General features: G+C 55.3%; 23 protein-coding genes. 14 read left to right on the top strand and 9 right to left on the bottom strand.

Features of this window, described 5'->3' with window-relative positions; all coding sequences use genetic code 11:
- Positions 1-78: 78 nt before the first annotated feature.
- The 4 genes from ftsY to rpoH all read left to right on the top strand — a co-directional run bounded on the left by ftsY (position 79) and on the right by rpoH (position 3,954).
- Positions 79-1,284, top strand: a complete 1,206-nt coding sequence (ftsY, locus tag IDSA_RS06050; RefSeq protein WP_034775179.1) for a signal recognition particle-docking protein FtsY — start codon at positions 79-81, stop codon at positions 1,282-1,284.
- The gene (ftsE, locus tag IDSA_RS06045) at positions 1,281-1,952 is read left to right on the top strand and encodes a cell division ATP-binding protein FtsE (RefSeq protein WP_034775177.1); all 672 of its coding nucleotides are present in this window, start codon (positions 1,281-1,283) and stop codon (positions 1,950-1,952) included. Before ftsY ends, ftsE begins: the two co-directional genes overlap by 4 nt.
- A gap of 2 nt (positions 1,953-1,954) precedes the next feature.
- Positions 1,955-2,935: a permease-like cell division protein FtsX gene (ftsX, locus tag IDSA_RS06040; protein ID WP_034775175.1), complete on the top strand. Its 981-nt coding sequence runs from the start codon at positions 1,955-1,957 to the stop codon at positions 2,933-2,935.
- Positions 2,936-3,087: 152 nt separating this feature from the next.
- A complete protein-coding gene (gene rpoH / locus IDSA_RS06035) occupies positions 3,088-3,954 on the top strand; it encodes an RNA polymerase sigma factor RpoH (RefSeq protein ID WP_034775174.1) in 867 nt (288 codons plus the stop codon).
- Here the strand turns inward: rpoH and IDSA_RS06030 are convergent.
- The 3 genes from IDSA_RS06030 to gpmI are packed head-to-tail and all read right to left on the bottom strand — an operon-like array spanning position 3,944 to position 7,406.
- The gene (locus tag IDSA_RS06030) at positions 3,944-4,747 is read right to left on the bottom strand and encodes a divergent polysaccharide deacetylase family protein (protein WP_051986123.1); all 804 of its coding nucleotides are present in this window, start codon (positions 4,745-4,747) and stop codon (positions 3,944-3,946) included. The two genes, rpoH and IDSA_RS06030, sit on opposite strands and share 11 nt — an antisense overlap.
- Entirely contained in the window at positions 4,747-5,871 is a 1,125-nt protein-coding gene (locus IDSA_RS06025; protein WP_034775173.1) for a murein hydrolase activator EnvC family protein, read from the bottom strand. Before IDSA_RS06025 ends, IDSA_RS06030 begins: the two co-directional genes overlap by 1 nt.
- A complete protein-coding gene (gene gpmI, locus IDSA_RS06020) occupies positions 5,871-7,406 on the bottom strand; it encodes a 2,3-bisphosphoglycerate-independent phosphoglycerate mutase (RefSeq protein WP_034775172.1) in 1,536 nt (511 codons plus the stop codon). The genes IDSA_RS06025 and gpmI overlap by 1 nt, the downstream gene beginning before the upstream one ends.
- 157 nt (positions 7,407-7,563) lie before the next feature.
- On the opposite strand from gpmI, the gene IDSA_RS06015 reads away from it, so the two are divergent.
- The 3 genes from IDSA_RS06015 to gpsA are packed head-to-tail and all read left to right on the top strand — an operon-like array spanning position 7,564 to position 9,540.
- Positions 7,564-7,992, top strand: coding sequence for a rhodanese-like domain-containing protein (locus IDSA_RS06015; protein WP_034775171.1), 429 nt, complete (start codon positions 7,564-7,566; stop codon positions 7,990-7,992).
- A gap of 32 nt (positions 7,993-8,024) precedes the next feature.
- Entirely contained in the window at positions 8,025-8,519 is a 495-nt protein-coding gene (gene secB, locus IDSA_RS06010; protein ID WP_034775170.1) for a protein-export chaperone SecB, read from the top strand.
- A 19-nt stretch (positions 8,520-8,538) separates the two neighbouring features.
- Complete coding sequence (gpsA, locus tag IDSA_RS06005) at positions 8,539-9,540, top strand: NAD(P)H-dependent glycerol-3-phosphate dehydrogenase (protein ID WP_034775169.1); 1,002 nt, start codon at positions 8,539-8,541, stop codon at positions 9,538-9,540.
- Here gpsA and slmA read toward each other — a convergent pair whose 3' ends face one another.
- Positions 9,541-10,128 (bottom strand): nucleoid occlusion factor SlmA, encoded by a 588-nt coding sequence (slmA, locus tag IDSA_RS06000; protein ID WP_034775168.1) that lies wholly within the window; start codon positions 10,126-10,128, stop codon positions 9,541-9,543.
- 27 nt (positions 10,129-10,155) lie between these two features.
- A complete protein-coding gene (gene coaBC, locus IDSA_RS05995) occupies positions 10,156-11,394 on the bottom strand; it encodes a bifunctional phosphopantothenoylcysteine decarboxylase/phosphopantothenate--cysteine ligase CoaBC (RefSeq protein WP_034775250.1) in 1,239 nt (412 codons plus the stop codon).
- Between the two features lie 162 nt (positions 11,395-11,556).
- Between coaBC and IDSA_RS05990 the strand changes: the two genes are divergently transcribed.
- The 4 genes from IDSA_RS05990 (at position 11,557) to rpmG (ending at position 13,209) form a co-directional block, all read left to right on the top strand.
- A complete protein-coding gene (locus IDSA_RS05990) occupies positions 11,557-11,826 on the top strand; it encodes a hypothetical protein (RefSeq protein WP_034775167.1) in 270 nt (89 codons plus the stop codon).
- A gap of 78 nt (positions 11,827-11,904) precedes the next feature.
- Complete coding sequence (radC, locus tag IDSA_RS05985; RefSeq protein ID WP_034775166.1) at positions 11,905-12,582, top strand: RadC family protein; 678 nt, start codon at positions 11,905-11,907, stop codon at positions 12,580-12,582.
- A 222-nt stretch (positions 12,583-12,804) separates the two neighbouring features.
- The gene (gene rpmB / locus IDSA_RS05980) at positions 12,805-13,041 is read left to right on the top strand and encodes a 50S ribosomal protein L28 (protein ID WP_034775165.1); all 237 of its coding nucleotides are present in this window, start codon (positions 12,805-12,807) and stop codon (positions 13,039-13,041) included.
- A gap of 12 nt (positions 13,042-13,053) precedes the next feature.
- The gene (gene rpmG / locus IDSA_RS05975; RefSeq protein WP_034775164.1) at positions 13,054-13,209 is read left to right on the top strand and encodes a 50S ribosomal protein L33; all 156 of its coding nucleotides are present in this window, start codon (positions 13,054-13,056) and stop codon (positions 13,207-13,209) included.
- Positions 13,210-13,286: 77 nt separating this feature from the next.
- On the opposite strand, the gene IDSA_RS05970 is transcribed toward rpmG, so the two are convergent.
- A complete protein-coding gene (locus IDSA_RS05970; RefSeq protein WP_198024046.1) occupies positions 13,287-13,949 on the bottom strand; it encodes a 2OG-Fe(II) oxygenase in 663 nt (220 codons plus the stop codon).
- A 72-nt stretch (positions 13,950-14,021) separates the two neighbouring features.
- Here IDSA_RS05970 and mutM point away from each other — a divergent pair, with 72 nt between their 5' ends.
- Positions 14,022-14,837, top strand: a complete 816-nt coding sequence (mutM, locus tag IDSA_RS05965; RefSeq protein ID WP_034775163.1) for a bifunctional DNA-formamidopyrimidine glycosylase/DNA-(apurinic or apyrimidinic site) lyase — start codon at positions 14,022-14,024, stop codon at positions 14,835-14,837.
- Positions 14,838-14,840: 3 nt separating this feature from the next.
- Here the strand turns inward: mutM and bioH are convergent, their stop codons facing one another.
- A complete protein-coding gene (bioH, locus tag IDSA_RS05960; RefSeq protein ID WP_034775162.1) occupies positions 14,841-15,629 on the bottom strand; it encodes a pimeloyl-ACP methyl ester esterase BioH in 789 nt (262 codons plus the stop codon).
- Positions 15,630-15,664: 35 nt separating this feature from the next.
- Between bioH and IDSA_RS05955 the strand changes: the two genes are divergently transcribed.
- Positions 15,665-16,387, top strand: a complete 723-nt coding sequence (locus tag IDSA_RS05955) for a ComF family protein (protein WP_051986122.1) — start codon at positions 15,665-15,667, stop codon at positions 16,385-16,387.
- Here the strand turns inward: IDSA_RS05955 and IDSA_RS05950 are convergent.
- Positions 16,384-19,011: a M14 family zinc carboxypeptidase gene (locus IDSA_RS05950; protein WP_126760550.1), complete on the bottom strand. Its 2,628-nt coding sequence runs from the start codon at positions 19,009-19,011 to the stop codon at positions 16,384-16,386. The two genes, IDSA_RS05955 and IDSA_RS05950, sit on opposite strands and share 4 nt — an antisense overlap.
- Positions 19,012-19,167: 156 nt before the next feature.
- Here IDSA_RS05950 and nfuA point away from each other — a divergent pair, with 156 nt between their 5' ends.
- Positions 19,168-19,746 carry a Fe-S biogenesis protein NfuA gene (nfuA, locus tag IDSA_RS05945; RefSeq protein ID WP_034775160.1) on the top strand — a complete coding sequence of 193 codons (579 nt, stop codon included), beginning with the start codon at positions 19,168-19,170 and terminating at the stop codon, positions 19,744-19,746.
- Here nfuA and IDSA_RS05940 read toward each other — a convergent pair.
- The gene (locus IDSA_RS05940) at positions 19,740-21,038 is read right to left on the bottom strand and encodes an MATE family efflux transporter (RefSeq protein ID WP_051986121.1); all 1,299 of its coding nucleotides are present in this window, start codon (positions 21,036-21,038) and stop codon (positions 19,740-19,742) included. The genes nfuA and IDSA_RS05940 overlap by 7 nt on opposite strands.
- Positions 21,039-21,049 lie beyond the last annotated feature (11 nt).

Here is a 21,049-nt window from a genome sequence, read left to right as displayed (position 1 = left end):
GCCTTCTGTTTAGTCGCGTGTTAAACTACCGGCATAGTGTAAACCCTGTAGTAATGAACTTCCAAAGGTAAACTGGGCATGGCCAAAGGATCGCTGTTTTCGTTATTTCGTAAATCCAAAAAAGACGCACCCGAACAATCGCCTGAGAGCGAAGCGCCCCAACAAGACGAGGCGCAGCAGGAAGAGCCTCAGCCGCAAGAACTTCAGCCAGAAGAGCAGTCAGTAGCTGAACAGGTCGCTCCTGATGCTGCCGAGATTTGTGCGCAGGTTACTGCCGAATCGGCCGCCGAAGCCAAACCAGAACCAGAACCAGAGCCAGAGCCAGAACCCCAGCCAGCGAAAAAAACGGGCCTGTGGCAACGCCTGACCGCCGGACTGCGCAAAACCTCAAGTGCCATCGGCGATGGCCTCTGGGGCGTTTTTAAAGATAAGAAAATTGACGATGACCTCTTTGAAGAACTCGAAACCCAGTTACTGACTGCGGATATCGGCGTGCCCACGACCATGCGTATCGTCGAGCGCCTCACCGAGCAGGCGGATCGCCGCCAGCTGCAGGATGCCAGCGCCTTGTATGAGCTGCTGCAACAGAACATGACGGAAATCCTCAAGCCAGTCGAGCAGCCGCTGAAACTGGATACCAAAGCCGGCCCCTTCGTAATTCTGATGGTCGGCGTTAACGGCGTCGGCAAAACCACTACCATTGGTAAGCTGGCCCAGCAGTTTAAGCGCGAGGGTAAATCGGTGATGCTGGCGGCCGGCGATACTTTCCGCGCTGCCGCGGTAGAGCAGTTGCAGGTATGGGGCGAGCGCAACGCCATTCCGGTGGTCGCGCAGCATACTGGTGCCGACAGCGCCTCGGTCATTTATGATGCGGTGGAGGCCGCCAAAGCCCGCGGTGTCGATGTACTCATTGCCGATACTGCCGGTCGTCTGCAGAATAAAGCGCACCTGATGGATGAGCTTAAAAAAGTGGTGCGGGTGATGAAAAAACTGGACGCCGATGCCCCTCATGAGGTTATGCTGACGCTGGATGCCGGTACCGGCCAAAATGCCATCAGCCAGGCCAGGCTCTTTACTGAAGCGGTTGGTGTTACGGGCATAACCCTGACCAAACTCGATGGTACCGCTAAAGGCGGCGTGATATTTGCCATTGCCGACCAGTTTAATATCCCGATCCGGTATATCGGTGTGGGTGAGGGTATTGATGACCTGCGGCCCTTTAAAGCTGATGAGTTCGTCAGCGCCTTATTTCAGCGTGAGATCGCGAAAACGGAGCAAGAATGATCAAGTTTGAGCAGGTTAGTAAGACCTACGCCGGTGGCTTTACCGCGCTGAATCAGGTGAGCTTTCATCTGGAGCCCGGCGAAATGGCGTTTCTGACCGGCCATTCCGGTGCCGGCAAGAGTACCCTGCTCAAACTCATCAGCATGATGGAACGGCCTACCGCCGGCCGGGTGCTGATTAACGGCCATGACTTAAAACGTATCAACTCGCGGCAGATCCCTTATGTGCGCCGCGATATTGGCATGATTTTTCAGGATCACCGGCTGCTGATGGACAAAACTGTGCTCGATAACGTCGCGCTGCCGCTGTTGATTGAAGGTTACAGCATGCAGGAGGCACGTAAGCGGGTGCAGGCATCGCTCGAGAAAGTTGGGCTTGGCGATAAATTGCGCTATTACCCGATGATGCTCTCTGGCGGTGAACAGCAGCGTGTCGGCATTGCCCGGGCGGTGGTGAACAAGCCGCCCCTGTTGTTGGCCGACGAGCCGACCGGTAACCTGGATCCTAAGCTATCCACCGAAATCATTAAGCTGTTCGAAGATTTTAACCGGGTTGGCGTATCGGTGTTAATTGCGACTCACGATCTGGGCCTGATTGCCCGGTTGCGCTATCGCACCCTGAGCCTGAAAGAAGGTCGCATGATTAACGACGGCCTGCAGGAGAACTGAGCATGAGTATACTGTTCCGTTCACGCAGCCAGGGCGCTCAGCAGGTAAAAATTTCCGGCTTTCGTCGTTTTGTCATGTTCTGGGTGCATAATGCCCAGCAGGCCGTGGCAAGTCTGGGTGAATTAGTCCGTTATCCGCTGGCCAGTCTGATGACGATGGCGGTGCTGGGTCTGAGCCTGACGTTGCCGGCAACGCTCTATGTGGTGGTGAAAAATACCGACGCCATAGGCTCGGACTGGCAGGAAGCAGCAGAGATCACGGTATTTTTGCGTAAGAATTTAAGCCAGCAGGAAGTCGCTACTTTCACCAAGCGGCTGAACCTGTCACCGGATATCGAGTCGGTGAAATGGATTGATAAAAATGAAGCACTGGCAGAGTTTCGCGAAGGTTCAGGTTTTGGCAGCGCGCTCGACGCGCTCAGTGAAAACCCCTTGCCGGATGTACTGTTGATTACACCGGCTGCGGATAAACGCACGCCGTCCGCGGCTGAAACACTGTTGCGTAGTCTGAAAGGCGAGCGTGAAGTTGAAGAAGCCCGGCTGGACTTAGCCTGGCTGCAACGGCTGGAGGCCCTGCTGAATCTGGTTCGTGATGGCTTTCTGGCGCTGGCTTTGTTGCTTTGTATCGCGGTGGTGCTGATTGTCGGCAATACCATCCGCCTGAACATTAACAGCAAGCGTGATGAGATCATGGTGATGAAGCTGGTTGGCGCTACTGATGCTTATATTCAGCGACCCTTTATGTATACCGGCGTCTGGTACGGCATCGTCGGGGGCATCATTGCCTGGCTGGCCACGGCGCTGTTGATCTGGTGGATCGACGATGCGGTGCGGGCGATTAGCGAATTGTACGAAAGCCAGTTCAGCCTCACTGGCCTGAATTTGCAGGAAATGCTGGTACTCTGGCTGATTGCGGTGGGTTTGGGATTGCTGGGTTCTTATATTGCGGTAAGAAAACACGTCGCGACTATTGAACCACAATAAATCAGCCCCATATGATCTGAAGCAGGATCTATAGGATCGATCATTGTCACCTGCGTCAGATTTGCTAGAATGATAGAACTTCGCAGGCCCACAGAGGTCTGATGTATGTGTGGCGATGCAGCCACGCAGCAGTAAAAAGAGGATGTTGTTGGATGAGCACTGAAATGACAAATTTGGCGTTAGCAGTACCGCAGAGTAGCGGCAGCCTGGAAGCTTACATTCAGTCGGTCAATCGCATTCCTATGTTGAGTGCCGATGAAGAGCGTGGTCTGGCAGAGCGCTTAGTAGAGCAGGACGATTTAGCAGCTGCACGGCAGCTGATCATGTCGCACCTGCGTTTCGTCGTGCACGTTGCCCGCGGCTATTCCGGTTACGGCCTGCCGCAGGCTGATTTGATTCAGGAAGGTAATATCGGTCTGATGAAAGCGGTCCGCCGCTTCGACCCTAAAGTCGGCGTACGCCTGGTTTCCTTCGCGGTACATTGGATCAAAGCAGAGATTCACGAGTATGTGCTGAAGAACTGGCGCATGGTGAAAATTGCGACCACTAAAGCACAGCGTAAATTATTCTTTAACCTGCGTAAGATGAAAAAACGCTTAGGCTGGTTTACTCAGGACGAAGTCAGCACCGTTGCTGAAACCCTGGGTGTAAGTACCAATGAAGTGATGGAAATGGAAGCGCGCATGAGCGCTTATGATCAGGCGTTTGAACTGAGCTCTGATGACGATGACTCACGTGAAGGCACTGCGTATTCACCAGCTCAGTATCTGGAAGACAAGCGCTCTGATCTGGCTGAAGAAGTTGAAAACGAGCAGTGGGAAGCGCAGACTTCTAAGCGCTTGTTGTCCGCCATTAAGACGCTGGATGAGCGCAGCCAGGATATCGTCCGTGCCCGCTGGCTGGATGAGAACAACAAGACCACGCTGCAGGAGTTAGCCAATAAATATCAGGTTTCTGCTGAACGCGTACGTCAGCTTGAACAGAACGCCATGAAGAAACTTCGCAACGCTATGGCGTAGATGGTTTCAGTAATTTTTTCAGATTGTCAGAAGGCCCGCTAACCAGCGGGCTTTTTTGTGTCAGGCTGGAAACAAATACCAGTGAAATGCCTTGTTGCTCCAGTTGCGGCAGCTGTGCCTGCAAGAAGCTGTAGGTGCTCTGGTGTGGGTGGGCAATGGCAATGGCAAAGCCGTTTTTTCGTGCCAGCTTAAGCAGTTGCGCCCACTCACGGGCGATGGCTTCGGTTTGTGGGTTGTGGTCAAGAAACACATGCCGGCGGGCCACGGGCAGACCAATTTCATCAGCCATCTGTTCGGCGCGGGTGGCGGCGCTGGTCCGGCTATCCAGAAAATATAAGTTCCGGTTCGCCAGCGCCTGCATCAGCCAGCGCATAGGCTCACTGCTGGCAGTTAGCAGACTGCCCATGTGATTGTTAAGCCCCCGGGCGCCGGGCAGGGTCGCCAGCGCCTTATCCAGCTCAGCATTGAGTTCGGCTTCATTGTGCAGCGTACTGAGCATGCCGGGGCCAGCTGCTTGGCCGCCAGCAGGCTGCATGGGCATATGCACCATGACTTCTTTGCCATGCGCGTGAGCCTGCGCTGCCAATCGGGCGGCATGAGGGGTATGGGGCAAAAATGCGAGGGTCAGGGCGCCGGGCAGCTCGGTGAAGCGCTGGTGGCTGGCGCTGTTTCCCAAATCATCTATAACCACGGCAATCTGCACTGGTCGCAGAGGTGTCACGGCGCTCACCGGCTCGGCGCTGGCGCTGTAGGAAGCCAGCAGTATCGCGACGAAACAGAAACGGTTAAGCATCAGCGGAACCACTGGGTTGGATTGACGGCTTCGCCCTTAGCCCGGATTTCCAGATAAAGACCCGGCTCCGAACGGCCACCACTCTGACCAACCAGCGCGACGGTTTCATTCCGCCGCACAGTTTCCCCTACTGACGGAATAATGGTCTGGTTATGGCCATATAAACTCATATAGCCGTTGCCATGATCCAGAACCAGCACCAGGCCAAATCCACGCAGCCAGTTGGCGAACAGTACCCGGCCGTCGGCGATGGCGGTCACCGGGGTTCCGGCGGCAGCTTCAATGGTTATGCCTTTCCAGGTCACGCCACCACTACGCGGCTTACCAAATACCTGCTGTACCCGGCCCTTAGCCGGCCAGCTCAACTGCCCTTTCAAGGCTTGCAGGCCATCAAGGCGCGGTTCGTCCCGTAAGGCTGCGATAATGGCCTCAAGTACGCGTTCCAACGCCTCCTGGTCCTCTCTAAGCTGGTTAATGCGTTGCTTGTCGGCTGTTTGTTCGCGCTGCAGACGGGTGATTAATTGTTGCTGCTCGCGTTGCTGTTCCTGCACCACACCTTGCTGTACCCGTTGTTCCTGTTGCTGCTCGGCCAGAGTCTGGCGCTGGCTTTCAAGATCAGCGGTAACCTGAGCCAGTTCGCTCTGTATGGTTTTAAGTTCTTCGACTTCGGCCAGGCGAGCGCGGTTGAGGTAGCCATAGTAGCCCAGCAGGCGCTCAAAGCGGGCCGGGTCTTCCTGGTTAAGCACCAGCTTAATAAAGTCGTGCTTGCCCATGCGATAGGCCATGTCCAGTTGGCGGGCCAGCAGCTGCAGTTGTTGCTGCTGACGTTGCTCAAGCTCTTGTTGCTGTTGCTGCAGCTCGCTGATCCGGGCCTGGGTTTCGCGCAGCGCATTGCGGGTGGTGTTGAGTTCGTTGGTGACCGTACTGATTTGCAGTTCCAGCAGACGCAGCTCTTGCTCGGTCAGGCTGAGCTTTTCAGCGCGCTGCTCGATAGCCGCCTGGCGGCGTTGTAACTCCGCCGCGATCGCCTCAAGCCGCGCTTCGGTTTCTGCCTGGTCAGCCGACTGCTGCATGGCGTTGGCACTGAGCGACCATAACAGCACCAGCAACAGCCATCGCGCCATCACGTATCCAGCTTCACAATGGGCGAACCAGTCATTTCTTCGGGCTGATCCAGACCCAGCAAATGCAACATCGTCGGTGCCACATCGGATAGCTTGCCGCCATCACGGGCAGTGGCATTACGGCCGACATAGATAAAGGGCACCAGCTCACTGGTATGCGCGGTGTGTGATTGCCCGGTGGTGTGGTCCTGCATTTGCTCGGCATTGCCATGATCGGCGGTGATCAGGCATTCGCCACCGACTTCACGCAGTGCCTCAACCACGCGGCCGACACAACGGTCAACGGCTTCACAGGCTTTTACGGCGGCATCGAAGTTGCCGGTATGGCCAACCATGTCGCCGTTGGGGTAATTGCAGATGATGACATCGTGCTTGCCGGCTTTGATCGATTCCACCAGCTTGTCGGTCAGCTCTTCCGAGCTCATCTCGGGTTGCTGGTCGTAGGTGGCCACATTCGGTGACTTGATCAGCAGCCGATCTTCGCCCTTGAATTTTTCCTCACGACCACCGCTGAAGAAGAAGGTCACATGCGCGTATTTTTCGGTTTCCGAAATACGCAACTGAGTGTAATCGTGCTGCGCCAACCAGTCACCCAGCACGTTTTTCAGTTCGGTAGTAGGGAAGGCTACTTCGGCGTCCAGTCCGCTTTCATATTCAGTAAGCGTTACGAAGGCGTTCAGCGCCGGGCGGTGGCCACGATCGAATTCAGCAAAGTCTTTATCGGCAAAAGCATGGCTTAGCTGGCGCGCCCGGTCGGCCCGGAAGTTCATAAACACCAGGGTGTCGCCGTCGTCGACTTTGACGGTTTCACCAATTAGTGTTGGTTTAACAAACTCGTCATCTTCATTGAGTTCGTAAGCGGATATCAGGGCTTCACCGGCGCTGCGGGTATGGCGCTGGCCTTTGCCTGCCACCATCACCTCCCACACCTGCTTCACACGATCCCAGCGGTTGTCGCGGTCCATCGCAAAATAACGGCCCGAGACAGACGCAAAACGGCCAACGCCGAGTTTACTGAACAGCTGTTCAAAGCGCTCGATGGATTCTTTGGCTGAGCGTGGTGGCGTATCGCGGCCATCTAAAAAGGCGTGCACGTAAATACGTTTCGCATTGCGGTAAGCCGCCAGCTTGACCATAGCCTTCATATGATCTTCATGGCTGTGCACACCACCCGGCGACAGCAGGCCCATGATATGCACGGCTTTGTCGTTGGCCACGGCTTTATCCACCGCTTCGGTGAAGGCAGGATTTTCGAAAAAGTCGCCATCGGCGATGGCTTTGCTGATGCGGGTGAAATCCTGATAGACCACCCGGCCGGCACCCAAATTCACATGGCCCACTTCCGAATTACCCATCTGCCCGGCCGGTAAACCCACCGCTTTGCCCGAGCCATCAACCAGGGTGCGGGGGCAGTTCGCCCAGAGTTTATCCATGTTTGGGGTATCGGCGGCAGCAATGGCATTGTCTGCTGCGTCTTCACGATGACCCCAGCCATCCAGAATAAGTAGTGCAAGTGGGGCGTTTTGCTTAGCCATAGCATCCTCAATCCATCTGTTAGTGCTTTCAGTTTATGCGATTTTTGCATTCGGCGCATCCGTTGTAGCGGCAAAATGGCCCCAAATTTTGCTGGTATCTGCCATTTCAGCAGGTATACTCTGGTGCTTGATTTTTTCAGTTGGAGCTATTCGTACTATGGAGCAGATCCTCGCATTCGCTGGCGACCATTACCTGATGAGTATTCTTTGGGTTGTATTGTTAATCGCCTTAATTGTCACTTATGCGCAGGCGGCAACCTCTAAAGTGAAGGCGCTGCCACCGCAGCAGGCGACTTTGCTGGTTGATCGTAATAATGGCGTGTTTGTCGATATTCGTTCTGTTGACGAGTTTCGCAAAGGCCATATCCAGGGTTCACTGAATATTCCGGCTGAGCGGATCCGGAAAAATGACTTCGGCGCGCTTGAGAAATACAAATCTGCCCCCATCGTTGTGGTATGCGCTACCGGAATGACCGCGAAAGGGCCTGCGACACAGCTAAATAAAGCAGGTTATGAGCAGGTCGCGTTGTTGCAGGGTGGTATCGCTGCCTGGCAGAGCGCCAGTTTTCCACTCGTTAAAAAATAATTCAGAACTCAATCTTATAGGAAGTAACTATCATGGCTGACGAACAGCAAACGAACGGCGCCGCTCAAACCGACGCACAGCAAGAACAAGCATTCGCAATTCAGCGCATCTACACTAAAGATGTGTCTTTTGAAGCGCCAGGCGCACCAGCGATTTTCCGCAAAGAGTGGAAGCCTGAACTGAATCTGGACCTGAACGTAAAAAATACCATCATCGAAGATGGCGTTTATGAAGTGGTTCTGAAAATCACTGCGACCAACAAAGTTGGTGACGAAGTAGCATTCTTAGCTGAAGTTCATCAGGCCGGTATCTTCACCATCGCTGACTCGATCGAAGACAACCAGCGTGCGCACCTGCTGGGTGCATTCTGCCCGAACATTTTGTTCCCTTACGCGCGTGAGTGCCTGGCGAGCCTGGTTAGCCGTTCGACCTTCCCACAGCTGAACCTGGCGCCGGTGAACTTTGATGCGATCTTCGCACAACACCTGCAACAACGTCAGCAGCAAGGCGAACAAGCTGACGCTTAAGGGCTGACGCTAACTACCTATGCGCAATACGCAAGTTACAGTGCTGGGTGCGGGTTCTTACGGAACCGCCCTGGCACTTTGCTTTGCCCGTAAGGGCACCAAAACCTGCCTGTGGGGCCGTGATGAAGATCAAATCACGGCGATGCAGAAAACCCGTGAAAATTCCCGTTATTTGCCTGGTGTTGAATTACCTGAAGCCGTGATCCTGACCTCGGATCTGATTGCTGCCGTTGAAGACGCGGTAAATATCGTGGTGGTCGTGCCAAGTGGCAGTTTCGCTGAGGTGCTCAAAGACATCCAGCCACATTTGCGGGCCGATGCGCGGGTGGCTTGGGCGACTAAAGGGCTGGAGCCCGAAACTGGCCGCCTGTTGTTTGAGGTGGCAGAAGAGATTCTTGGCAGTGATCGGGTGCTGGCAGTACTATCCGGACCGACGTTCGCTATGGAAATGGCGAAAGGCCTGCCGACCGCGATTTCGATGTCGTCCACCAACGACAAATTTGTCTACGACTTATCTGAGCTCCTGCACTGCGACCGCAGCTTCCGGGTTTATACCAACGATGATTTTATCGGCGTGCAGCTGGGTGGCGCAGTCAAGAACGTGATTGCGATCGGTGCCGGTATGGCGGATGGCATCGGCTTTGGTGCTAATGCCCGCACGGCTTTGATCACCCGCGGCTTAGCGGAACTGACGCGGCTGGGATTAAAACTTGGCGCGCGGCCGGAAACCTTCACCGGTATGGCCGGGCTTGGGGATTTGATCTTAACCTGCACCGACGATCAGTCCCGTAACCGGCGGTTTGGGCTGGCTCTTGGCAAAGGGAAGTCGGTGGATGAGGCCATGAAGAGTATCGGCCAGGCCGTTGAAGGCTACCGCAATACCCGTGAAGTGGTTACGCTGGCACGTCGCAATGGCGTTGAAATGCCTATCTGCGAGCAACTTTACGATGTGCTCTACGGTGAAACCACGCCCCAGCAGGCAGCGATTAACCTGCTCAGCCGGGCGCGGACCTCAGAATAATTAACTCAGTAACTGCTGCGCCATCGTTTGCCACTGCTCGTCAAAGTGCTCGGTTGGCGCACGCTTGAATTCTGAGCGGACAAACTGCGCGATCTTGCCATCGGCATAAGCCATAAGCAGGTTCGCCAGTACCCCTTCGTCTATCCGGGTTTGTACATTCTCGCGCAACCGGCGCTCGCGGATAGCTTGCTTCAGATTGGCTTCAATTTTCTCAAAGATACCCAGCACCCGGGCCCGTAGCCGATCATGTTCACCCATCAGCGCATCGCCGGTCAGTACCCGGGTGATGCCAGGATTGCGTTCGACAAAGGTCAGCACCACGCGCAATATCATCTCGCAGCGCACCAGGGTGTCTTTCTCCACTTCAAGCACCTGATTGATCCGCGACAGCACCGCGTCCTCGGTGAACTCGATCAGTCCTTCAAACATCCGGGCTTTAGACGGGAAGTGCCGGTACAGTGCCGCTTCCGACACACCCATTTCAGCCGCCAGCCGGGCGGTAGTGATACGCTGGCCCGGGCTGGTTTCCAGCATGGCGGCCAGGGTACCGAGGATCTGCTCTTTGCGGTTCGGTTTTTTGGTGGTCATAGTTATAGGTCTCAGTTTTTCGTCAGGTTAGTCTGTAGCGATGCTGTAGTCGTTGCTGGTATGCAGCCGGGCGGCCTGCTCCAGAATGCCGCGGGCAATCTGCTGCTTGCTGGCTTTGTCCAGGGGCTTGCTCTGCAGTTGCTGCTGGCTGTCCAGCCAGAAGAGGCTGATGGCATTTTCATCACTGTTAAAGCCGATGCTGGTGTCGCTGACATCATTGGCAGCAATCATCGCCAGCCGTTTGCGTTTGAGTTTGTCCTGCGCGTAGTCCGCGACGGCATGAGTTTCTGCGGCGAAGCCAACGGTGAACGGCGGCTTGCTGCTACTTGCCACTGTGGCAAGAATATCCGGATTACGCACCAGCTCCAGGGTCATGCTGCTGGCTGATTTTTTGATTTTGCTGTCGGCGACGGCAGTGGGGCGGTAGTCGGCCACGGCGGCACAGGCGATAAAGAAATCAGCGGCCGTTACACGATCCTGCACGGCCTTCAGCATCTGTTCGGCCGACTCGACATCAATGCGCTTCACTTGCGGCGGCGTAGGTAAATGGCAGGGACCAGCAATCAGCGTCACCTCCGCGCCCATCTGCTGCGCAACTGCGGCTAGCGCAAAGCCCATTTTGCCGGAACTATGGTTGCTGACGTAACGCACCGGGTCAACGGCTTCGCGGGTGGGGCCGGCGGTGATCAGCACGTGCTTTCCCTGCAGCACCCCTTCAGCCGGACTGAGTAACTGGCAAATCTGCTCACGCAGATCGAGCGGCTCTGGCATGCGGCCGGCACCCACATCACCGCAGGCCTGGGCACCGCTGGCGGGGGCTATAATATGAACGCCCCGGCGGCTCAGGGTGGCGATATTGTCCTGGACTGCGGCTGCCGCCCACATCTGCTGGTTCATGGCAGGCGCTACTGCGATGGGGGCCGGAGTGGCCAGGCACAGGGTACTGAGCAGGTCGTCCGCAAGGCCGTGGGCTAGCCGCGCCAGAATGCTCGCTGACGCCGGGGCAATTACAATCAGATCAGCCCATTTGGCCAGTTCAATATGACCCATGGCGGCTTCGGCATCAGGATCCAGCAAATCGTCATGTACTGCATGCCCCGACACCGCCTGTAAAGTAAGTGGTGTGATAAAGGCTTTGGCTCCATGGGTCATTACCACCCGCACCGTGGCGCCATAATCGCGCAGCCGGCGCACCAGATCAGGTATTTTATAAGCGGCGATGCCACCACTGATCCCGACCAGTATCTTGCGTCCGGATAGCGGCATATCAGGGCTTGCAGTCATAGTGAGTCCTTACCTTTTAGTTGCGCTAACCATAGCATAGGCAGGCCGCCCTTGGCGAGTGTATAAATTGTTACAAACTGGCTATAGCCTGTACCTGAAAACTGTTCTAATGTAGGGGCGTAAAATCAACATTAAGGATAAGAAATGAAGCAATTATTATTAGCAGCCTGCGGCGCATTATTGATTGCCGGGTGTGCGAACACGTCAGAGGAAGACATTGGCAGTGGCTATACACGTATTGTGAATGATGAGGGCGAAGTGACTCATATATGCAGTAATGAGCATGTAGTGGGCACCAACTTTAAAAAACGTATTTGCCGGTCGACTGCAGATATTGAAAATGATCGGGAAGATGGCCGGGGATTCGTCGAAGCTTACCAGCGAAGCGGCATGACAGGCCCTACCGGAAATTAGTAAACTCGTGGATCTGCGAGTGCTCTGAAAAGCCACCAGCAGGTGGCTTTTTTATTGTAAAAACCACGGAGGGTTTTCATGGATTCAGTAAAAGACTGGCCGGTGCAGGAACGGCCCCGCGAAAAAATGGCTGAGCTGGGTGTCAGCAATCTGAGTGATGCGGAGCTACTGGCGATTTTGTTAGGTACAGGCATCCCGGGCAAGGATGTGGTTGCCTATTCCCGTGACCTGCTGCAAACGTTCAAGGGCATAGGCGGTATGCTCTCAGCTCCCGCCCGGGACCTGCTCGCCCAGCGCGGCTTAGGGCCAGCCCGGGTAATGCAGCTGCAGGTGGTGATGGAAATATCCCGGCGCTATCTGTCGTGGCAGCTGCAGCGCGAGGATGGTTTTACCCAGCCGGCGATGGTGCGGGATTATCTCACCGCCCAGTTGCGGCATCAGCAGCGCGAAGTGTTTGTGGTGTTGCTGCTCGACAGTCAGCACCGTCTGCTAAAATATGTGGAGCTGTTTCACGGCACTATCAACGCGGCACCGGTCTATCCGCGCGAAATTATTAAACTGGTGATGCAGCATAACGCGGCCGCCGTGATACTGGCCCACAACCATCCGTCCGGCGTCGCTGAACCCAGTCAGGCGGATCAGCGGGTAACGGAACGACTGAAGCGGGCGCTGGGATTGATCGATGTGGCACTACTGGATCATTTTGTGATCGGCGCCGGCGAACCGGTATCCTTTGCCGAACGTGGGCTGCTCTAGAGACTATTTTAACCGGTGCCGCGATAATCACTGGCACATTGGCGGTATTTCAAGTAAAGTAGCGCGGCATATTTACACAGACAGACACGATCAAAAAGATCAAAAAATCGCCGCGATCACTTGATTGACGGGCGGATTTGCTGTATAAAATGCGCCCTCGGATTTGAACGCAAGGCCGCGATGGGCGTCAGGCGAGCTTGAAGCAATTTTGGAGTAAAAACAATGTCACGAGTATGTCAAGTTACAGGAAAGCGTCCGGTAGCGGGTAATAACCGCTCTCACGCAAACAACGCGACCAAGCGTCGTTTCCTGCCGAACCTGCAATCTCACCGCTTCTGGGTTGAATCAGAAAAGCGTTGGGTTAAGCTGCGTATTACTACTAAAGCGATGCGCATTATTGATAAAAACGGTATCGACTCGGTGCTTGCGGATCTGCGCAGCCGTGGCGAGAAAGTGTAAGGAATTTAAACTATGCGCGATAAGATTCGTTTAGTCTCTTCTGCCGGTACTGGGTTCTTCTACACTACCGACAAGAACAAGCGTACTATGCCTGAAAAAATGGAAATCAAAAAATTCGATCCAGTGGTTCGGAAACACGTGATGTTCAAAGAAGCGAAAATCAAATAAGATTTTTGCGGCATAGCATGAATTAAAAAACCCGGCCTGCGCCGGGTTTTTTGTGTCTGAAATACCACGCCCGCAGCCTAGCGGGTGGGATCAATCACGCCCCCGATACTGGCGTTAAGCCGGTACCAGCCGGTAATGCTGAAGCGGTCGCGCTGGCCGGGCAGCACCTCATGAACGAACCTGTCACTTAAAAACAGCACTAGTTTACCGGCTTGCGGTAATACGGTTTCAAGTACCTCGCCGTGATCGCCATAAATGACCAGTTCGCCGCCATCAGTGGCCTGCCATTCAGGGTTCAGGTAGAAAACCGTGGTAAGAATGCGGTTGCTGCGCCCTTTGAAGGCGTCCAGATGCTTGCGGTAAAACGAACCTGGCGGGTAGTGGGCCAGATGGCATTCGTAATCGAACAAACCCATGAACAGCTCACGGTTAATGAGTTCCCGCAGGTGCTCCATCATCTGCAGGTAATCGCGTTCAACGGCAAGTGCCGGACTTAGCCAGCGGATCTTGTCCTGGCGCACGGCGGTATTGGTGGTGTATTGATCAGCCCGGCCAATACCGGCCTGCTGCCAAGCACCGGCAGGCAGTTCGCGGGCATAATCAAAGATAATGCTGCATTGGGCGCTGGCAAGGAAATTAGGTACAATCACATAGCCGTGTTCAACCAGCTGATCCATGTCGATGGCCTGGGTCTGAAACGCCTGTACCGGTAGGTCGGAATATAATTCTGCAGTGTGCATGAAACTCGGTGATCCCGTTTTGCCAACGCCGCGAATATAGGTGAGATTTTCAACAAACACAAGTGAACAACGATGCCCGAATTACCAGAAGTGGAAGTCAGCCGCCGTGGTATTGAGCCGCATTTGCTGCAGCGGCGGATTACCGGCCTGATTGTGCGCGATGCGCGTCTGCGCTGGCCAGTACCCGATGCTGCCCAGGCGGTGGTTGGTGAAACCATCATCGCGGTTGAACGCCGCGCAAAATACCTGCTGATTCAGACCACCGGCGGCTATCTGATTGTGCATCTGGGAATGTCCGGCAAGCTTCGCGTGGTGCCGGCCGACACGCTCGTGGTAAAGCATGATCATATTGATCTGGTGCTGGATTCCGGCCAGGTGTTGCGATTCAACGATCCCCGGCGCTTTGGCTGCTGGCTGTACAGCGCTGAGGATCCGCAACAGGCGCACCCGTTATTGGCCGAATTAGGCCCTGAACCGCTCACTGACGGCTTTGATTCAGATTACCTGTTCAATGCCTCGCGCGGACGCCAACAAGCCGTTAAAACCTTTCTGATGGACAATCACGTGGTGGTGGGCGTGGGTAATATCTATGCGAACGAAGCTTTGTTTAAAGCCGGAATCAATCCAAAACGGGCGGCGGGGAAAGTCAGCAAAGCGCGTTATGAAAAACTGGTGCCGGTGATCAAAGCAACTTTAGCCGAGGCCATCCGCCAGGGCGGTACCACCTTGCAGGATTTTACCCAGGCCGACGGCCAGCCTGGTTATTTCAAGCAGCAGTTGATGGTGTATGGCCGGGGCGGCAAGCAGTGCATGCAGTGTAAAGCCAGGCTCAAAGAGATCCGGCTGGGCCAGCGCAGCACTGTGTACTGCACTTTTTGTCAGAGATAGTGGTCAGCGTGGCTCGGGCAGGTCGTGAAAAAAGGCCTGCCAGTCGCGGATAAACTGCTGCGGATTGCTGATAAAGGGCGCATGGCTGCAGCGCTCGGCAATTATCGATCGGCTCTGCGGCGCCAGCGCGTCCACCTGCGGAATCACCGCGGTGGGCACCAGCGCGTCAAGCCGCCCGTACATCCGCAGAAAAGGCATCTGGATCTGCTGTAGCTGCGGCCGTAAGTCCACTTCGGCCAGCATATCCAGCCCCGCGTTTAACACTTCCACAGCGGCCATCGGCTTGCTGAATAACCACTCTTTAATCTGGCGGACGTCCTCGCGGGCGTGCGGGCTGCCCATCGACTGCAACGCCAGGAAACGCTCGACGGTACGACGGAAATCCCTGCTGAGCTGACGGGCAAAGGTATTCAGAATATGGGGCTCGATACCTGGCCAGTCGCCGGTTTCAGGGAAGTGCGGCGATGAGGCCACGGTCGTCAGTGAACGGACTCGTTCCGGCTGCTTCAGGGCAATGGCGGTGGCGACCAGACCACCCAGCGACCAGCCAACCAGGTGACACCGCTCAGGTAAAGCGGCGCTGACCAGCTCACAGAGATTGTCGAAGGTAACCGGCAGGTCTGCCGGCCAGGGCGACTCGCCGTAACCAGGCAGATCCAGGCAGTGCAGCCGGCCGAGTTCAGACAATGCCGGTACCACCGGAGTCCAGATTTTCGCATTCAAACCCCAGCCATGGAGCACAACAATATCCGCTCCGTCACCGCTGACGCTTTGCCACACAGAGGTTACCATTAGTCGTTCTGCTATTACTGCTCAAGGAGGAGCTTATGTTAGCTGTGTGGAAGGCACTTGCCAAGTTACCCTGGGGATATTGCTGGATCTGCCGACAGCCTATGGCCGTGGGCGATCATGGCGGATTTTGTATGGTCTGCCTGCGTGATTTACCGCGCCTGCCGCCGGGCTGCCTGCGCTGGCGTTGTCAGCGGCCGGAACTCGCCCGCGGCCGGCATTGGTTCGCCGCCTTAAGCTGGCAGCCGGAGGTGCAGCAACTGGTTCACCGCTTTAAATTTCGCCGTAGCCCGGAATTGGCGCGCTTGTTGGCACCGCTGCTGGCCGCCCAGGTGCGGCACTGCTATCGCGATCGCTCCGCGGCCTGGCCGGATCTCATTGTGGCGATGCCGTTGACCTACAAACGCTGGTGTGAACGTGGCTACAATCAGGCGGGGCTGCTCGGCCAGGAGTTGCAGCCGCTGTTACAGATACCATTTGCCCCGGGCCTGCTACGCCGGCTTCACGAGGATAAAACCGCCCAGCATCAGTCATCGGCGACAGAGCGCTGGACCAACATGTTAAGCAGTATGCATTGTACGCGGGATGTAACGGGTTTAACTATCGCTGTGGTGGATGATGTACTGACTACCGGTGCGTCGGTTTCTGCGGCGGCACAAGCATTATTAAAGCGGGGGGCAAAAGCGGTTGATGCCTGGACGCTCGCTTATACTGAGCCACATCAACCGCTTACTTCAGATACTTACTTCAGACGAACCTAGTGAGCGTGCGCTGCCTCGGCTGCTTCTTCCGCAGCGGCGGCAGCATCTTCGTCGGCATTACCGGTTGGGGTAATAGCCGGCGCCATAAAGATGGCGTTACTCAGCAGCTTGGCGCTACCCCAGAAGAAGGCCCGGAAGTTCACGTTATCGCTAAAGGCAATAACCCGGCCCTGACCAACGCGATGCGCAACGATGGCGGCTTTGCCGGACAGTACTTCACGGTTCTCTTTAGCGGCATAGCCGCTAAGCAGTGGTTCTTCCAGGTAACGTGCCGCGGTAATGAACTTCTTATCAGGCACGTTCATGGCCGTCAGCGAGTCTTTGAAAATAGGCAGTTTCGCCCGTGGGAAACCAAACGCCAGCGGATGGCTGGTGTCCAGTTCAAGGCCAACAATGGCGCCTGCCAGACGGCGGCGGCCATGATAGTCGTCCATGTCCACGAAACGCTCGTCGCTAACCTGGAAGGCCTTGTCGAATACGTCTTTTTCGACAAACTCAGCAGACAGCAAGTTGTTTTTGCTTAACCAGCGGGCGCCATCTTTCTGACCGATAACCACGCCGCCTTTGCGAACCCAGCGCTGCAGGCGTTCGGTATCGGTTTTGCTCAGCGGACGGAAGCTGCCATCGACCATAATGATGTGGGTGTAGCGATCCAGATCGATGCGGCTGAAGCGATCCGTGTCGACCATGGATAGCGGAATGCCAACGTGGCGGTCCAGGTAGTACCAGGCTTCGCCGTTTTCATACATGCTGGCGCCATTACCAACCAGCATCATCACATTCACGGGATCGACCGGACGGAGATTGCGGCTACCCAGGTCAATACCCTGCGGCGTCAGACCACTGCTAATGCTGTGCACGGCAAGCTCGTTGCGGGCTGCCACATCAGCGACCTGCTGCTGCACCTTGGCCCAGTCATGCTTCTGATAAGCGCGGGTAACCACGACGCTGCCCTGGGTGAACTCGTGGGTGCCGTTAGCGGTTTTGGCCGTGAACGATTTATCCGCCTGGCGTACATGGACGCCGGCTTCCAGCAGTTCCTGCAAGGCGCGCGGCGCCAGGTAGCCATGCCATTCAAATGCGTAGGCATAGGCGTTGTCGGTCAGCGTCACTTCTTTATCGACGACTGGCTGCCAGGCGCTATCAGCGATGTTGATCCGACGGCTCTTGAACTCGGTAAAGTTCAGGTTGAATGCCATTGGCAGGGTCCAGCCAGAAACGTCATAGAAGGTGTTATCTTCAAAGCTCTGACGGGTGCTGAAAATTGCCCGGATCAGGCGATACTGCGGCTGCTCGACCGGCACGTAATAGCTGCTGCCGGCACGGTAAACCACATTATCGATTTTCACGCTTTCGTTCAGCGCATAAGCCTTAATGCCATGCTGAGAAAGAATTTCCAGCATGCCGTTGAGGCGCACCGGATCAGTCTCATCGCCGATCAGGTAACCACGAAAACCGGCTTTGGTTGATTCGGCCAGGGCGTTGTCATAAAAGCGCTGCTGGTAATCCAGGAACAGTGCCTTATTCTGGTGCGCACCATACATAGTGGTCAGCGAGGTCGTCAGCTGGTTCTGGATGGTAAACGGAAATTCGACCACGCCATTGATTGAATCCTGCGCATGGCCGCGGCTGGAAGCCTGCTCAAACAGAATACCTATGGCACCCTGTACGTCAGGATAGGTTGAGCCTTTGCCGACATAGAAATCGTCGAAGGCTTCTTCAGTAAAGTAAAGATGGCCTTGCTCATCCAGTGCCGCAGCGTGATGATCCGCCAGCTCCGCCGTCAGTTCAACGTTCTCTTTTGGCGTGAAGGGATTGCGGCGGGTAGGAATGCCCGGTTGAAAGAAGAAGGTGCTGTCGGTACCCATTTCATGGAAATCGGTCAGTACGTTTGGTTTCCATTTCTGGAAGTTCGCGATACGCGCGCGTGATTCAGGGTGTTGTAGTAATAACCAGTCACGGTTTAAGTCGAACCAGTAGTGGTTGACCCGGCCGCGTGGCGTGCCTTGTACATGTTCACGGTGCTGGGTATCGGCGACCAGATTTTCACTCTTATGCTGGTTTACCCACTGCGCAAAGCGCGCCAGGCCGTCAGGGTTCAGGCTGGGGTCAAGCAGGATGATGGTGTCTTTTAATACCTGCTCAATTTTCTCGCCCTGCGCTGCGGCCAGATAGTAAGCATAAAGCAGCGACGCATTACTGCCGCTTGGTTCATCACCATGGATACTATAGCCCATATAGAGCACCAGCGGGGCGGTGGCCGGATCGCCTTTACGGTTTGGATCCGCAATTGCCATATGCGCGTCGCGCAGCTGGTCAATGTTGCCGTGATTTTCTGGCGCGGTAATGGTCAGCAGCACCAGCGGGCGTTGTTCATGGGTACGGCCGGTGTACTCGATCGTAAAGCGATCAGAATGATCAGCCAGTACTTCCATATAACGCACCAGTTGATCATGGCGTACATGCCATTCACCTACTTCGTAGCCAAGTACCTCGGCAGGAGTAGGAACATCCGGGTCATAAGTGACATCGTCCGGCAAATAATCGGTAAGAGTGGTGGCTTGCGCGGGTAGCATGAAAGCTACCGCAACCACGCTGAGCATACGTAAAAATAAGGGTCGCATAATGACTTCCTGAGCAGTAAATAACAGCTTTTAACCTAGCAAAGATTTAAGCTCAGCCCAAGTGACTTACTATGCAATGCATGAAATTTGCGGTAAGATATACCCTACTAATTTAGTCAAGTATATTACTAAGCACAGCATTGAGGTGTACTGCCCATGATTCGTATTACAGAAAGCGCCCAGGCGCATTTCCGCAAATTACTTGCTGATCAACCGGATAACACAAATATCCGCGTATTTGTGGTGAACCCGGGCACGCCAACTGCTGAATGTGGCGTGTCCTATTGCCCACCGGAATCGGTAGAGGGTGATGATGAAATACTGCCGTTCAGCGGTTTTGACGCCGTGGTTGACTCCGGTAGCGCGCCGTTTCTGAAAGATGCCGTTATCGATTTTGAAGAGCAGGATCTGGGATCACAGCTGACTCTGAAGGCACCGAACGCCAAAGCCAAGAAAGTGGACGAAAATGCGCCACTGATTGAGCGCGTCGATTACCTTATCCAGGCTGAAATTAATCCGCAGCTGGCCAGCCATGGTGGCCGCGTCACCATCAGTCATATCACTGACGATGGTGTGGCTATATTGCAGTTCGGTGGCGGTTGTAATGGTTGTAGCATGGTCGATGTAACCCTCAAAGAAGGCATCGAAAAACAGCTGCTGCAGCAGTTCCCGTCAGAGCTGACCGGTGTGCGTGATGCCACTGAGCATGAGGCCGGCGAGCACTCCTACTACTGATGAATGCGTTGTTCCGGTGTCAGGCCGGGGCGCTTCAGGTAGAGCCACTGGCTAACGCCGCGGGCGAACAGAAATAAACTCAACGCCAACCACAGACCGTGGTTGGCGTTGTCGTTAGTGAGCAGCCACTGACTGACCTGCCAGACGGGTACAAATACTGCCAGGGCACTGATCGCCATGGTGTCGCGCATGGCACGGGTCAGCCCCAGACCAATGTACACGCCGTCGAAATAATAGCTCCAGTGCGCCAGCAGGGGTAGCGCAATAAGCCAGGGCAGGTAGCTCTCCGCTGCGCTGATCACCGCCGGCAGATCCGTCAGCAAGCGCACTATACTGCTGCCAAAGAGCAAAAATACCAGGCTGTAGCCGACCGCAAAAATGATCGACCAGATGAGCGTCAGGCGCATCCAGTAACGCACCTCAGCGGCACGTTTGCGGCCGATGGCAGCGCCGGTCAGGGCTTCAACGGCATAGGCAATACCGTCCAGGCCAAGCGAGATCAGCATCAGAAATTGCATCAGAATGGCGTTGGCGGCCACCACCACCACGCCGTAGCGTGCGGCGTAGCCGGTCATGGTCGCGATACACAACTGCAGCAACAGCGAACGGATAAACACATCCCGGTTCATGCCCAGAAAACGCTGCATTCCGGGCCATTTGATGCCCCAGTTGCTTCCTGCCAACAAGGTTCGAATGAGGTAAAGGCCGAGCATGGCCGTACTGACTTCCGCAATGACTGAAGCCCAGGCAGCGCCGGCAACGTTAAAGTCCAGGATCACTACCAGGATGACATCGGCGACAACGTTGACGGCATTGGTAAAGATGACCAGCAGCATCGCCTGCCGGCTCTGTTGACGACCCAGCAGTACGCCCAGCACCACCAGGTTGATTAATGCAGCCGGCGCTGCCCACAAGCGGATGTCGATATACTTAGCACTCAACTGCGCCAGTTCGGGCTGAGGCTCAATCAGCCACCAGGCCAGCGAGATAACTCCCGGTGCCGCCACCATAATGACAAGCCCCAGCCCCACCGCAAACCATAAGCCGTGTACGACGGTTTGTTGCTGACGCCTGATGTCTTCAGCACCAAAAGCACGGGCGATGTCGCCGGTGGTGGTCATACGCAGAAATACCGTCAGCAGGTAGATGAAACTGACAACCATAGCGCCAAGCGCAACGGCGCTCAGGTAGATAGGCCGCTCAAGATGGCCTATGATAGCGGTATCCACCAGCCCCAATAAGGGCGCGGCGATATTAGAAATAATCATGGGCAGGGCAATCGCGAAAATCATGCGATGATGCT

The sequence above is a fragment of the Pseudidiomarina salinarum genome, from assembly GCF_000753715.1.
GTDB lineage: Bacteria > Pseudomonadota > Gammaproteobacteria > Enterobacterales > Alteromonadaceae > Pseudidiomarina > Pseudidiomarina salinarum.
Note: the sequence above shows the minus strand (reverse complement) of the source record. Positions and strands in the feature narration are given on the sequence as shown.

What these genes read in the sequence shown, in the direction of transcription:
- ftsY (WP_034775179.1), top strand. Translation starts at nt 79, where the DNA reads ATGGCCAAAGGATCGCTGTTTTCGTTATTTCGTAAATCCAAAAAAGAC.
- ftsE (WP_034775177.1), top strand. Translation starts at nt 1,281, where the DNA reads ATGATCAAGTTTGAGCAGGTTAGTAAGACCTACGCCGGTGGCTTTACC.
- ftsX (WP_034775175.1), top strand. Translation starts at nt 1,955, where the DNA reads ATGAGTATACTGTTCCGTTCACGCAGCCAGGGCGCTCAGCAGGTAAAA.
- rpoH (WP_034775174.1), top strand. Translation starts at nt 3,088, where the DNA reads ATGAGCACTGAAATGACAAATTTGGCGTTAGCAGTACCGCAGAGTAGC.
- IDSA_RS06030 (WP_051986123.1), bottom strand. Translation starts at nt 4,747, where the DNA reads ATGCTTAACCGTTTCTGTTTCGTCGCGATACTGCTGGCTTCCTACAGC.
- IDSA_RS06025 (WP_034775173.1), bottom strand. Translation starts at nt 5,871, where the DNA reads ATGGCGCGATGGCTGTTGCTGGTGCTGTTATGGTCGCTCAGTGCCAAC.
- gpmI (WP_034775172.1), bottom strand. Translation starts at nt 7,406, where the DNA reads ATGGCTAAGCAAAACGCCCCACTTGCACTACTTATTCTGGATGGCTGG.
- IDSA_RS06015 (WP_034775171.1), top strand. Translation starts at nt 7,564, where the DNA reads ATGGAGCAGATCCTCGCATTCGCTGGCGACCATTACCTGATGAGTATT.
- secB (WP_034775170.1), top strand. Translation starts at nt 8,025, where the DNA reads ATGGCTGACGAACAGCAAACGAACGGCGCCGCTCAAACCGACGCACAG.
- gpsA (WP_034775169.1), top strand. Translation starts at nt 8,539, where the DNA reads ATGCGCAATACGCAAGTTACAGTGCTGGGTGCGGGTTCTTACGGAACC.
- slmA (WP_034775168.1), bottom strand. Translation starts at nt 10,128, where the DNA reads ATGACCACCAAAAAACCGAACCGCAAAGAGCAGATCCTCGGTACCCTG.
- coaBC (WP_034775250.1), bottom strand. Translation starts at nt 11,394, where the DNA reads ATGCCGCTATCCGGACGCAAGATACTGGTCGGGATCAGTGGTGGCATC.
- IDSA_RS05990 (WP_034775167.1), top strand. Translation starts at nt 11,557, where the DNA reads ATGAAGCAATTATTATTAGCAGCCTGCGGCGCATTATTGATTGCCGGG.
- radC (WP_034775166.1), top strand. Translation starts at nt 11,905, where the DNA reads ATGGATTCAGTAAAAGACTGGCCGGTGCAGGAACGGCCCCGCGAAAAA.
- rpmB (WP_034775165.1), top strand. Translation starts at nt 12,805, where the DNA reads ATGTCACGAGTATGTCAAGTTACAGGAAAGCGTCCGGTAGCGGGTAAT.
- rpmG (WP_034775164.1), top strand. Translation starts at nt 13,054, where the DNA reads ATGCGCGATAAGATTCGTTTAGTCTCTTCTGCCGGTACTGGGTTCTTC.
- IDSA_RS05970 (WP_198024046.1), bottom strand. Translation starts at nt 13,949, where the DNA reads ATGCACACTGCAGAATTATATTCCGACCTACCGGTACAGGCGTTTCAG.
- mutM (WP_034775163.1), top strand. Translation starts at nt 14,022, where the DNA reads ATGCCCGAATTACCAGAAGTGGAAGTCAGCCGCCGTGGTATTGAGCCG.
- bioH (WP_034775162.1), bottom strand. Translation starts at nt 15,629, where the DNA reads ATGGTAACCTCTGTGTGGCAAAGCGTCAGCGGTGACGGAGCGGATATT.
- IDSA_RS05955 (WP_051986122.1), top strand. Translation starts at nt 15,665, where the DNA reads ATGTTAGCTGTGTGGAAGGCACTTGCCAAGTTACCCTGGGGATATTGC.
- IDSA_RS05950 (WP_126760550.1), bottom strand. Translation starts at nt 19,011, where the DNA reads ATGCGACCCTTATTTTTACGTATGCTCAGCGTGGTTGCGGTAGCTTTC.
- nfuA (WP_034775160.1), top strand. Translation starts at nt 19,168, where the DNA reads ATGATTCGTATTACAGAAAGCGCCCAGGCGCATTTCCGCAAATTACTT.
- IDSA_RS05940 (WP_051986121.1), bottom strand. Translation starts at nt 21,038, where the DNA reads ATGATTTTCGCGATTGCCCTGCCCATGATTATTTCTAATATCGCCGCG.